Genomic DNA, 12,939 nt, shown 5'->3' with positions numbered 1-12,939 from the left:
TGGCCCTGCACATACATTGATACAAAATACGACATTGAGGCACACTACTTTCCAGAGACATCCAACCCAAACCCGTTTCGTCTATAATAAAAAAGACTCCCCTCTCCGCGATTGGTTACGGAGAGGAGAGCCCCATTTTTCAGCTTAGCGGCGCGAGGAGAGCTGGCCGCGCTTTTTGTTGACGAGGCGCAGGCCGCCGAGTTGCCAGAGGTATTTCAGTTTGCTGCCTTCCTTCATCAGAGCGGCCGACACGCCTTTGGTCTTCATGCCCTTGACATTGCCGACACCGACCTCCGCACCGAGCGAGGCCAGAGTGCCCATGTAGTTCAGCGTAAACGTCTCCAGCGGTTCGCGCTTCATGATGCGCAGGACGTTGTGTGCGGCCACCGCGCCCATCTGCGTCGCCGCTTGCCCGGTCGGCGGCAGCGGTTTGCCGTCCGGGCCGGTGAACCACGCCGAGTCGCCGATCACAAACACGTTGGAGAAATCGACCGACTGCAGGTGCTCGTTCACTTTTGCCCGCCCGCGCGGGTCGACTTCAAATCCGGCGGCGGCGATCAGCGGATTGGCCCGCACACCGCCTGTCCAGATGATCGTGCGCGCGTCGATCACCTCGCCTGTCTTCAACTCGACCTGATTTTCGTTCACTTTGACGATCGCCGTGCCGGTGCGCAGTTGCACGCCTTTTTTGGTCAGCACCTCTTCTGCCGCCTTGCGCAGCCCTTCGTCGAGCATCGGCAAGATCGTCGGAGCCGCCTCCAAGTTGATCAGTTGCACCTTCTCCGCCGGCACGTGGTACGTCGCCATCAACTCCGGCATCCACTCGGCCAACTCGCCGCACAGCTCGATCCCGGTCAGACCGGCGCCGCCGACGATGATGCGCAGCCGCGTCTCGTCGCGGTCATCGCGGTACATGCGGAACATGTGCTCGATGTGTTCGTGGATCTTGCGCGCCGTGTCCCAAGAGCGCAGCAACATCGCGTGCTCCGCCATGCCTGGGATGCCAAAGTACTCCGGCGCGTTGCCGAGCGCGAGGATCAGGTAGTCGTAGGACAGTTCGCCTTTGTCGGTGAGCACCTTGTTTTCCTGCGGCGACAGACCGGTCACCACCCCTTTGACGAGTTTCGACGATTCTTTGCGCAGCACGTCATGGAGATTGACCTTGTACTCTTCAAACTTGTTGCGGCCTCCGGCCGGCTCGTGCAGCAGCGTCGTGAAGTAGTGATAGTCGTGCTTATTGATCAAAGTGAAAGGTTGACCCGCTTTCTCCAGCTCGACGGCGCATGTCAGGCCGCCGTAACCGGCACCCGCGATCAAAATCTTAGCCATCGGAATCAACTCCCTTGAGTATTTCGGTGGGTCGTTCAGCGTACGGTGTGGAGCAGACACGTTGGTGTGAAACTAGTCTTTACGAGAGCGCGAGATTGTACTACTCGCTTCGCCATCTGCTTGTCACCAAGTATGTGAAAGATTGCACCTACAAACATTATACTCAAATCGTCACAGAAAGTTCCTTTTTTCACAACGTCTGGTGAAGGAGTTTTTGCTATGAAGATTCGACTTGGATTTGTCGCGATGTCGATTCACTTGAAAAACGCGTCGCCCTCGCAGACGATGACCGTCACAAACTTTGAAAAGATCATCGACCGGGAAGCCGCCCTGCGCAAACTGACCAACACGGCCGCCAAAAATTTGCAGAACTCCTTGCGGGTGATGCGGCATGCTCACGCGCACGGCCTGCACCTCTACCGCTTCACCTCCAAGCTCGTTCCGCTGCTCGGACACGCCCACACCGCCGAATGGGATTTTTGGACCAAACTGAAACCGGAGTTTGAAGAAGTCGGTGATTTTATCAAAAAAGCACAGATGCGCGTCTCGTTCCACCCGGACCATTTCACCTTGCTCAACAGTGCGAAAAAAGAAGTGCTCGACAATTCCATCGCCGACCTCGACCGCCACACCACCATGTTTGAGCTGATGGGGCTCGACGAGACGGCCAAACTGAACATCCACGTCGGCGGATCCTACAAAGACAAAGCAGAGTCCCTGAACCGCTTCCGGGATCACTGGCAGCTCGTGCCGGAACGCATCCGGCGACGCATCACCTTGGAAAATGACGACAAGACCTACACGGCACTGGAGACGCTCACCCTCTGTGAAGAGCTCGGCATCCCGATGGTGCTCGATATCCACCACCACCGCTGCAATCCGGGCGAGGAAGACCTGCGCGACCTCACCTCGCGCATCTTCAAAACGTGGGACGGCACCGGCCTCGTGCCAAAGATCCACATCTCCTCGCCGAAGAGCCCGGAGGCGATGCTCCACCACGCCGACTACATCGAACCGGGCGACCTCCTCCCCTTCCTCGACCTCGTCCGCGAGACGACCAATACCGATCTCGACATCATGGTCGAAGCCAAACAAAAAGACGACGCCGCCATGCGCCTCGCGAAAGACCTCGCGGCGCTGGACGATGTCACCTCCATCGACGAAGGCAGCTTTACATACAAAGACTGACTACAAAGAAAGCAACACAAAGGCGAACATGACAAAACAGGCTACCGGGCGAACACCCCGATAGCCTTTCTTGCATTTACACAAGATCCTAGACCCCGCCCAATGCCTTGCATCTGATCTGCCCTTTGCACTAATCTGCTCTTTGTTGCATCTGCTCTTGGCTTTGTCTTTGCTTGATCTTGTTTCTAATTTTTGTTTTTTTATCTTTTTATTACGACCCCATCACTTTGTTCGCCCGCATCCCGTCCAGGGAGATCAAGCACGCATTCGTCAGCGACGGGCACTCCTTGCAATGGCTCTCCATGTCCACCGCCGTGTGGAAGCACGTCGAGCACGACGACGTCTCCAGTTGCACCGTCACATGGTGGATGCCGTATTGCTCATACATCTTCTGCTGCACCAGCCGGATGATCCGCTCTCCTTCGCCGATCGTCGTCACCGTGACCGCCAGATGGACGCTCATGTAGTGCTGCGTCGGCGTCATGCTCCACAGATGCAGGTCGGTCACCGACTCCACCTCATCCAGCGCGATCAACGACCGCTCCACCTCTTCCGGATGGATATGCTCCGGGGCAAACTGGAGCAGGATGCGCGCCGCTTCCCACGCCATCTTCGCCGCTCCGATCACGATCACCACGCCGACCAGTCCGCCGAGGATCGCATCGACCGCGTACCACCCGGTCAGCCAGATTACCACCGCCCCGATCAAGATCGCCACCGAAGACAGCGCATCGCCGAGGAAGTGCAGCCACGCCGATTTGGCGTTTAGATTGTCCTTTTCCTTGCTCAGCATATACGTCAGGATCGTATACACCACCAGCCCCGCCGCCGTCAGCCAGAAGATCCAGCCCGACGACACCGCGACCGGGTGCAGATACGCCTCCACCGCTTCCACCAAGATATAGCCGCCCACACCGACGAGAATCAAATTGGCCATGAACGCCGTCACGATCTCCGCCCGGTACATCCCGAACGACTGCCGTTTCGTCGCCGGTTTGACCGCCTGCCTCACACCCCACCACGAGAGCAACAGCGTGACCAGATCGCCGCCCAGGTGCCAACCGTCGGAGAGCAGAGCCAGCGAACCGGTCAGATACCCGCCGATGATCTTGACGAGAAAGATCACAAAGGTCAGGATCATGCCGATCCGGATTACCCGTTCCGATTTTCCCGACAATTCATGATGTGAAGAATGATGATGTTCATGATGATGTTCATGCATCGCGTTCGCCTCCTCTCGGTGACTGTACCGTTTTGTTGGTATTATCATATCACAAGAAACAGAGGAAAAACACAAAAACAAGAGAAAATCCGCGATTTTTAATTGAGAACGAGTTTCATGACCAAATATGGCACTTGATTGATTTTGAGAATCTTTTTCAACAGCAAAAAATACGGAGCCCGTCACCGGGCTCCGTATTTGGCGAGGGATACGCTCCCTCCGTCTGCGATTAGTGGCACTTGATCGTGGTCGTTTGCACCGGGTAGCACTGCGGGACCAGCAGGATGAACAGGACGAAGATGATCAGGAAGACCACCGCCCATTGGGTGTAAGCACCGAAAACACCGTACATGGAACAACACTCCTTTCGCGGCTCGTTTTGTGTTGTTGACACAGTACATGTAATGCAACTCCCCCCAGAATGGGAAAGGCTCCTGCCCGCCTGACTTGGAAAATAGGCAGCAAAAAACCCGGACTGATCCCTGCATTCAGTCCGGGTCGATGCAAAGCCCCATCAGGAGCGTGTCGACGAATTGTCCATCGAGGAACGTTTCGCGCCTGATCCGCCCCTCTTCCTCAAATCCCAACTTGCGGTACAACGCGATTCCCGCCGCATTGGTCACCAGCACGCGCAGGTTGATTTTGCGCGTCACGCCGTTCTGCCGGGACCAGTCGATCAGATAGCGCAACATGAACTCACCGATCCCCTGCCCCCAATGCGACTGCACCACCGTCAGGCCAAACTCGCCCTGATGCGCCTTCCGCGCCCGCACGCCTGACGTGAACGTCAGCATCGAGACCATCTCCCCGTCCGCCTCCCCGACGAGGAACAGACAATTCGGTTTGATCGCCATCTCCGAGATCATCATCTGCTGATGCTCCAGCGGCGTGGAATATTCGCCAGGGCCAAACGACAGATGGTTCGTCTCCCCTGCTGCCTGCCGCAGATGAGCGATCGTCTGCGCAGCATCGGCCGGGACCGCCTCCCGTACCGTCAACCTCTGTCCGTTACGCAACACATGCTCTCGTTGTGTGATCCGTTCCGCCACTCATTCCGCCTCCTGCTGTCCCTTTTCCAGAGATTATACAGAAGATTCTCCCTTTTGCCTACTCACCTCGTTTCCTGCTTTCCCCTGTCACTGTTTTTTCATGAATTGTCCATTGCCCCACCTTTTGATACACGGTACACTTATCGTTGACAAAGGAGTGAATTCACAGTGAAACACCCACTTTTCCGATATACAGCAGGTATTTTGGGCGCATTGACGCTCGCCGCTGCGCTGGCCGCCTGCTCCCCGCAGCAGCAGAACGCGCACGGCAGCCATGAGCACGCGTCATCCGGTGACCAGCAGTCGGGCGCGTCTGACGATCTGTCGGTGATCGCACAGATTGAACCGTTCACCTTGGAAAACATAAACAGCCAGCAGGTCTCCCTCGACGACGAGCTCAAAGGCAAAGCGCGCCTCGTCTACTTCATGTACACCAACTGCCCGGACGCTTGCCCGATTACCACCGGACGCATGGCGTCGATGATGCAACAGCTGAAAAACAAAGGCGTCAACATGGACGATGTCAAATTTCTCTCGATCACCGTCGATCCCGAGCGCGACACGGCAGACGTCATGAAAAAATTTGCCGAGTCCTACAGCGCGGACACCAAGCACTGGGAATTCCTGCGCGGCAACGCCGAACAAACGCAAAAAGTCATGGACCAATTCGGCGTCTCGGCTGACGAGATCATGCTGGAGCACTCCACCCACGGCGGCAAAGACTTTGCCCACAACGACCGCCTCTTCCTGCTCGACGCAAACAACAACCTGCGCCAGTCCTACCTGATGGGCCCGGACATGGAAGACGCCACGATCCTCAAAGGCATCGAAACCCTGCTTGCCGAGAAGAAATAACCTACGCCCGAAGAACAAAACAGCGGTTCATCTCCTTCAGCAGGAGACGAACCGCTTTTCCTATGAAATACACCGCGCGGACACGCATGAGTCTCAAAGCCCGTGCTTCATGCCCGTGCTCATGCTCGTGCTCATGCTCGTGCTCATGCCCGTGCTCATGCCCGTACTCATGCCCGTACTCAAGCTCATGCTATGCTCACGTTTCTTCTGGACTTTCCCTAATGCGTATCCCGCTTGGATTTTTCAGCTTCGATCTGGTTGAGCAGTTTCTCCCGCTCCTCTTCGGTGACTTGCTCCGAGATCACATGGCGGCGGTGCAGTTCCTCCACCGCTTCGTACTCCATATAGAGCGCCTGCTCCCGCGCCATGTCGATCTGCTCTTCCTGCAGATGCGGATGTTCCTGATACAGCGATTCCAATCGCTGATACCCGCTCTCCAACTGCCCCTTGTACTCATCGTGCAACTGCCGGTACACCACATCGGAAATCAGCGCATCCTCCCGCAACTGTCCGAGGCGATGGATCGCCATCTTGCGGCGGTGGATCGAGGTGATGACCTCTTCATAGACAGCCAGACCCGCACTCTCCGCCCGTACGCCGAGCATCGAGATCAACGGCTTCACCGTCAGTCCCTGGAACACCAACGAGAACAACACCACCGAGAACGCCAGCAACAGCAGATCCTCACGCCCCTCAAAATTCAGCGGCAGAGACAGTGCCAACGCAATCGACAGCGAACCTTTCAATCCGCCCCAGTTCAACACATGCTTCCACTTTCCCGGGAAATGTCGAACAAACACCAACGCCCCGTACACCCCGATGCTCCGGGCCACGAGCACGATCAACACCGCGCCTGCGATCAGCCCCCATTTATCCAACACATCGATCCGCGTGATCTCAAGGCCGACCATCAAAAAGACCAGCGAGTTGGCCAGCAGCGCCGTCACATCCCAGAACGATGAAATGTTCAGCTTGGTCGTCGGCGACATCCCGATCTTCGCCCCGTAGTTGCCAAAGATCAACGCCGCCGTCACCACCGCGATCACCCCGGACACATGGAAGTGCTCCGCGATAAAGAACGACCCGTAAAACAGGATCATCGAGAAAATAATCTCGAGCGGATAGTCATCGAACAGCCGCGTGACTTGCGAAAACGCATAGCCGAGCGCACCGCCGATAATCAACCCGCCGGCCGCCACCTTCGCAAACTCCACCAGCGCGTAGCCAAACCCCATCGCGCCTGCATCTATGTATTGCAACAGATGATACGCCGAGATATTAAACAACACCACGGCGATCCCGTCATTGATCAAACTTTCGCCTTCGATGACCGTTGCCAGCCGATGATCGACGCGCATGCTCTTAAAGATCGAGATCACACTGACCGGGTCGGTCGCCGACATCAACGCCGCAAACACAAACGCCACCTGCAGCGACAGCCCGAGCCACAGATGCCCGCCCATCCCGATCACAAGAAACGAGATCAACGTCGTCCCGACCGCCAGCGTCAGGATCGGACGACGATTGTCCAGCAGGTGGGAAAACGGCAATTTCAACGCCGCCTCACCCAGCAAGGCCGGCAAGAAGATCGAAATGATCGCAAACCGGAACACCTCATCCTCTGCCACAAACTCCTTCAACGACTCCAAACCGCTGATCGGAACCAACCCGATCACAGCCCCCACGATCACCAACGCGATCGGATACGGATGATTCCTTTTTTTCGCCACCGCCGTTACCAATGTGGCGATCGCCAATAACAAGAGGATCGTTTCAAAATTACTGTGCATCCTCACACCCCTTTCCATCAAGAAAAGGTTCTTTTTACCAAGTCTAAAATCCTGCTTAAAATCAGATCGTTTTGTGATGCGTGCTGTACACATCGATCAATTTATCCAGATGATCCATCTGCAGTGCCAGATCGCTGAGCACCGCCACCACAGGCAGCACGTGCACCCACAGCGTCTGTTCCGTCCGAGGATCGTACAGCTCGATCAAATCTCGCAGGAGCCGCTCATGTCCCTCAAACACCTTGGCCGATTTTTCATGCGGATACTGCGTCTTGATCGTGCCCTCGTATTTGCCGAGGATCTTTTGATGATACGCGGTCAGGGTCGAGATATGCACCTGCAGCCGATCCCGCATCTCTTGTCCGCAAGCCACGTTCAGAAACGGCAGATGCCGGTCCAGCGTGCGGATCGTCTCCATCTCCTTATAGAGCAGATGGATCATCCGCTTAAACAGCACCAGCCGCCTTGCCGCCTGATGCTTGTCCCGGCGCATATAAGTCTGCTCCTCGCGATACCGCTCAAAATACTCCTCCGTCGACTTCAGCCGCTCCAGCACCTTCTCTTTCTCTTCCGGGAACGCGCGGATCTCCTGTGTGATCATATTGCGCATGAGCAGGGACATCTGATCCCGCGTCTCCTTGATCTCATGAAGGAGTTGGCCTTCGTACTTCGGCGGGATAAAGAGCACGTTGAGCAGCGTCGCCGAGAAGATGCCGATCAGGATCAACTCAAACCGATGCAGCGCAAACGGCAGATACGCCCCGGTGCCCGCCGCACCCTCCGTCACCGCGATGGCCGCAAACACCGAAAGGCCGATGCTCCGGTCATATTTCAACCGCAGATTGATCGTGATCACGGTGATGACCAGCAGCCCGACCACCAGCGGATGATGCCCGAGCAACAGCACCCCGCCGACCGCAATCGTCACCCCGATCAGATTGGCCTGCAACTGTTCCAGAAAATGTTTCCACGACCGATAGAGCGAAGGCTGAATCATCAACGTCGCCGCAATCGCCGCAAACGCAGCATCCTCAAACCCGAGCCACTCGCACACCCCAAGCGCCAACGCCACCGCCGCACCCGTCTTGACAATCCGAGCACCCAGTTTCAACGAGGTCCCCCCTCTCTCGATTATCTTCCCATTGTACAAAAACGGTACTCAAATGTGTCATGAAAACCTATAATTAATTTGAACAGTACTTTAGGAGGGTGTCGTATTGGAAGATGCAAAAGCACGTGAGTTGCTCACACTGTATCGTGATCGACTAACAGATCTGACAGGACGGAACAAAAGTCTCAAACTAATGAAGCTCTACAATAAAAATCATTTCGATTTATTTACGTTAAACCATTGGCAAACTGGACAAGCTGCTTCTGTTTTAGAAGAGGTCACATCCCGAAAAGAGCTAGTGCCTTTTCTACCAACGGGGGATTTGTCCGAAAATGGAATGTCCCTTGCCCACCGCCTCACCCAGTTAAAGCGAGAGATCGACCTGATCGAACAAGAAACCGGGATGAACACGTTCTACGTAGCCTATGGATTCCTTGAAGGATACTTTCACGAGGATCTTTTCATACGCAGTCCGCTTCTGTTTTATCCGGCCAAGTTAAAACGAGTCAAGATTCGAGGTGTTCTTCAATGGGTGATTGAAAGCGACTTGGAGAACGACCCCTTCCTCAATCGTACCTTCTTGTTGGCCGCGCAAAAATTTGCCAATATACAAATCGGGGATGAACTTGAGCGCCAAATGGAGAATTTGCCGAAAGATTTATCGCAAGTCTTGCCTTTTGTAACAGATCTTCTCGCTGGTTACAACATCCCTGTCTCTCTCGATCTTCACCCGCAAACACCGGCAACGGAACAGATGGATCTCTTTGCAATTCCGCCCGCCCTCTCAGAAAACGGGTCTTCGTACGCAAATTTAATACCTTTCAAGAACATGACAACCAAAGATGCGCCAAATTACAAAAAAGGTTTTACGATTCGCCCCTGTGCTGTTATCGGTAAGTATCAACAATCCACCAGTACGTTGCTCCATGACTACCAATACTTGCTGCAACACTTTCCGACTGAAGGCCTTTTGCACGATCTGTTCCGTTCATCTGATGACCATGTCGAAAGCAATGACCATGACAAAATCGACAATGAAATCCTAAATCACGTCCATGAGACAGAGAACTATTTTGTTACAGAAACGGATGCCAGTCAGGAAGCTGTCGTCGCTGCATCACGAGACTCAAGGGGATTGATCGTTCACGGTCCTCCTGGAACAGGCAAGTCACAGGTCATTGTAAACCTCGTAGCCGACAGGATGGCACGGGGTGAACGAGTACTTGTCGTCTGCCAAAAACCGACTGCGCTCAATGTCGTATACAATCGGCTCGGTTCCATTCACTTGCAAAAACACGTGGCCCAAGTTCACGACTATGCCAAAAGCAAAGGGTACGTGTACTCGAAATTAGCAAACGTTTTGGAGCGAACCGCTCAGCACCAAGATAACCAACTCGACCATCTTTCAGAAGAAATGCAGACTCTTTCCGAACGCCTCAATCGCATCGCCCGATCCCTGCACATCAAACGTCCATTTGGAAAAACATTGTACTGGCTGTACAATCATGCGAGATGGGACAGCTCATTACGGATCGATGTTTCCAAACTGATGGAGAACATGACATACGAGGAATTGAGGAAACAATCTCAAACTCTTCGTGAAATCGTCCTCTTGATGTCCAAATATGACCAACCGAATCATCCTTGGTCGAACCGTAAAAACTTTGCTTCCTATACGATTGAAGATCATCGCGAACTGGAAGAAATGCTCACTGACATCATGAATCTCATGAAACAGGGCGTCGCATGCAAAACAAAAACTGAGTTTGCGTATCCACCGTCTTATTTCTTGACTCATCGAGAAACATTGGACGGTTTGGAGATGTCGATCAGAATTTTGCAGAACGCAAACATGAATCGGCACATCCTGCTGTACTACCAGAATGAAAGCCGCGAATTTGAACATGAAGATGAACTCCAAAAGGTCAAACACCTATTGAGCGCACTCCAACGTCAAGTTCAATTGCTTGAAAACCGCCCTGACCCCGTCACCCATCTCGCATCAGGCGAAGCACAGGACTGGGTGCGGAAAATAAATGAGTTCCTTGAACTGAACCAAAAGTCATTCACCCGATGGTTCTCTTCCAGTTGGCGTTCCCTACGTAAGGAATTAGAAGCCTACTGTAAAAAACAAGGTATTTTGTTCGACGGAGTAAGCGTGCGTCAACATCTCGAACAAATTGAGACATTCCTGAAGTACGAATCAATGCGTGCCGAGGCCAAGTCTCATCATCTTTTTTCCGATGCCCCTCTATTGAACGAACATCAAGAGTGGGAGAAATGGATCGGTCTGAAAAAACGAGCGATTGAATTTTTGTCCCTTTATGTGCAAGCTCAGGTCATCTATCCGAAATGGCTGCCAAACCTGAATTCACCGAAAGACTTGGAACAACTGGCTGCCACGAGTTTTAGCGACTCCGTTTTACGTACCATCGAGCTCACCGAGATCACCAAACAGCTTCGATCCATCGTGGACCGACTCCACCCTTACTTTGAACAAGACCAACTAGTCGAACTGAGAAAAGACGTTGATAACGGAATTTATGACCACGATACCTATCTGCGTTTGCTTCGTTCCCTCGATGATTTTGAAAGCATCGTGCAACTCGATCAACGGAAAACAGCACTCAACCAGTTACAAACTCGTCTGATTGAGCTCTGCTTGGAAAAGGCTCCTCTCGATTCTCGCTCTGACATTGTGGAGCACTGGCAGCGCCTGATCGAAAATAATTACTACAACCAGTGGATCTTACAAATCGAGTCCGAAGAGCCGCATGTCAAGGAAGTATCCACCGAGTTGTATATCAGTCATGTCGCCCGATATCGCGACCTGCTGAAAGAAAAACGGATCAAACTGCCGAGACTGATCGATCATCGGCTTTTCCAACGGTCATTGGATGTCACGAACCCAAACCGAAGAACCTTGCAACATGAAGCAAAGAAAAAACGCTCACAACCTGCGCTTCGTAAAATGATGAGCTCATTTGCGGAAGATCTGTTGCGACTGGTTCCTTGCTGGCTTTGTACACCGGAAGCTGTCAGTGCGATTTTCCCGCATCAACAGGGCCTGTTTGACCTCGTGATTTTTGACGAGGCTTCGCAGCTTCCTGTGGAAAATGCAGTCCCCTCCATTCTGCGAGCCCAAAAGATTGTGGTTGCCGGTGATGAAAAACAGCTTCCTCCGAGCAACTTTTTCCAGCGCACCGCTGACGAAGAAGAACTTGAGGACGAGGAAAAATCCGCAGAATACAAAAATGCCAGCGACAAGACAGCTCAAAGTCTTTTAGAGTGGGGCAAGTCAAGATTTACAGATCAATGGTTAGCTTGGCATTATCGCTCGAAGCACCAAGCATTGATCAACTTCTCCAACTATGCGTTTTACGGTCGTCGCATGCAAATCGCTCCGAACGCCACTTTTGGAACTGAGAAGCCTCTGGAATTTATCCAAGTGAATGGGACTTGGATCGGGCAACAGAACCTGGTCGAGGCAGAGCGTACCGTGGATATTGTTATCTACCTTTTGCGCAACCGTCCTGAAAAAACGCTCGGGATCATCACGTTTAATGCGAAACAAACGGAGTTGATCAATGACATTTTTGATCGCCGCTCCGCCGAAAGCCCTGAGGTCCAACTGCTCCTTGAAGAAGCAAAGCAGCGGAAAAATGGCGAAGAAGACGTAGGTCTGTTTGTAAAAAACATCGAAAACGTGCAGGGGGATGAGCGCGATATTATCGTATTCTCTGTCGCCTATGCAAAAAACGAAGAAGGCAAAATGCCTAGCAGTTTTGGCCCCTTGCAACGCGAGGCCGGCCCCAATCGTCTAAATGTGGCGATCACTCGTGCCAAGGAAAAAGCCTACTTGGTATGCAGTTTTGACCCTGCAGAATGGCACCGAGCAGAAACGTACAAATCCGGTGTGCGTCTGTTGAAACGATACTTAGAGTATGGTAAAGCCATTTCCGAAGGGAACGACCAACTGGTCGAGACGATTCTAAAAGGCATCCTGGATACCCACACCGTCCAAGCAGAGGACGACCAAGGGGTCTATGAGAGCATTTTTGAGGAAGAGGTCGGGGAGGCACTGAAGCGACGAGGATATGAAATAAAAAAACAGGTCGGCTTCTCCGGCTATCGAATCGATCTTGCCGTCCTTCATCCTTCCAACCCTGATATTTACCTGCTCGGAATCGAGTGTGACGGTGCGACCTATCACTCATCGAAAGTCGCAAGAGAACGAGACCTGTACCGTCAACGCTTCCTTGAGAGCCAAGGTTGGACCATCCATCGGATTTGGAGCCGAAATTGGTGGGCATCTCCCGAAAAAGAACTGGATCGCTTAGTACAAAAGATCGAGCAGATGGTTGAAACCTCGCATCACCAACACGTCTAACAGCA

General features: G+C 53.2%; 9 protein-coding genes. 3 read left to right on the top strand and 6 right to left on the bottom strand.

All coding sequences use genetic code 11. From position 1 onward, the window contains the following. Positions 1-144 precede the first annotated feature (144 nt). Entirely contained in the window at positions 145-1,329 is a 1,185-nt protein-coding gene (locus OS242_RS12550; RefSeq protein ID WP_267152042.1) for an NAD(P)/FAD-dependent oxidoreductase, read from the bottom strand. Positions 1,330-1,548: 219 nt separating this feature from the next. On the opposite strand from OS242_RS12550, the gene uvsE reads away from it, so the two are divergent. Further along, positions 1,549-2,517, top strand: coding sequence for a UV DNA damage repair endonuclease UvsE (gene uvsE / locus OS242_RS12545; RefSeq protein WP_267152041.1), 969 nt, complete (start codon positions 1,549-1,551; stop codon positions 2,515-2,517). 211 nt (positions 2,518-2,728) lie between these two features. Here uvsE and OS242_RS12540 read toward each other — a convergent pair whose 3' ends face one another. The 3 genes from OS242_RS12540 to OS242_RS12530 form a co-directional block, all read right to left on the bottom strand. Beyond that, entirely contained in the window at positions 2,729-3,739 is a 1,011-nt protein-coding gene (locus OS242_RS12540) for a cation diffusion facilitator family transporter (RefSeq protein WP_267152040.1), read from the bottom strand. Positions 3,740-3,968: 229 nt separating this feature from the next. Further along, complete coding sequence (locus OS242_RS12535; protein ID WP_267152039.1) at positions 3,969-4,091, bottom strand: hypothetical protein; 123 nt, start codon at positions 4,089-4,091, stop codon at positions 3,969-3,971. Positions 4,092-4,227: 136 nt separating this feature from the next. Beyond that, a complete protein-coding gene (locus OS242_RS12530) occupies positions 4,228-4,788 on the bottom strand; it encodes a GNAT family N-acetyltransferase (protein ID WP_267152038.1) in 561 nt (186 codons plus the stop codon). A 168-nt stretch (positions 4,789-4,956) separates the two neighbouring features. Between OS242_RS12530 and OS242_RS12525 the strand changes: the two genes are divergently transcribed. Beyond that, positions 4,957-5,643: an SCO family protein gene (locus tag OS242_RS12525; RefSeq protein WP_267152037.1), complete on the top strand. Its 687-nt coding sequence runs from the start codon at positions 4,957-4,959 to the stop codon at positions 5,641-5,643. 218 nt (positions 5,644-5,861) lie between these two features. Here the strand turns inward: OS242_RS12525 and OS242_RS12520 are convergent, their stop codons facing one another. Both OS242_RS12520 and OS242_RS12515 read right to left on the bottom strand, forming a co-directional pair. Next, the gene (locus tag OS242_RS12520) at positions 5,862-7,433 is read right to left on the bottom strand and encodes a cation:proton antiporter (RefSeq protein WP_267152036.1); all 1,572 of its coding nucleotides are present in this window, start codon (positions 7,431-7,433) and stop codon (positions 5,862-5,864) included. A gap of 61 nt (positions 7,434-7,494) precedes the next feature. Then, positions 7,495-8,544 (bottom strand): FUSC family protein, encoded by a 1,050-nt coding sequence (locus OS242_RS12515; protein WP_267152035.1) that lies wholly within the window; start codon positions 8,542-8,544, stop codon positions 7,495-7,497. A gap of 106 nt (positions 8,545-8,650) precedes the next feature. On the opposite strand from OS242_RS12515, the gene OS242_RS12510 reads away from it, so the two are divergent. Then, positions 8,651-12,934 carry an AAA domain-containing protein gene (locus tag OS242_RS12510; RefSeq protein ID WP_267152034.1) on the top strand — a complete coding sequence of 1,428 codons (4,284 nt, stop codon included), beginning with the start codon at positions 8,651-8,653 and terminating at the stop codon, positions 12,932-12,934. Positions 12,935-12,939: the final 5 nt, after the last annotated feature.

Origin of the sequence: Tumebacillus lacus (genome assembly GCF_026410385.1) — a bacterium.
In the GTDB taxonomy this organism is placed as follows: Bacteria; Bacillota; Bacilli; order Tumebacillales; family Tumebacillaceae; genus Tumebacillus; species Tumebacillus lacus.
This window is presented reverse-complemented; position numbering and strand designations above follow the sequence as displayed.

What these genes read in the sequence shown, in the direction of transcription:
- OS242_RS12535 (WP_267152039.1), bottom strand. Translation starts at nt 4,091, where the DNA reads ATGTACGGTGTTTTCGGTGCTTACACCCAATGGGCGGTGGTCTTCCTG.
- OS242_RS12540 (WP_267152040.1), bottom strand. Translation starts at nt 3,739, where the DNA reads ATGCATGAACATCATCATGAACATCATCATTCTTCACATCATGAATTG.
- OS242_RS12520 (WP_267152036.1), bottom strand. Translation starts at nt 7,433, where the DNA reads ATGCACAGTAATTTTGAAACGATCCTCTTGTTATTGGCGATCGCCACA.
- OS242_RS12550 (WP_267152042.1), bottom strand. Translation starts at nt 1,329, where the DNA reads ATGGCTAAGATTTTGATCGCGGGTGCCGGTTACGGCGGCCTGACATGC.
- uvsE (WP_267152041.1), top strand. Translation starts at nt 1,549, where the DNA reads ATGAAGATTCGACTTGGATTTGTCGCGATGTCGATTCACTTGAAAAAC.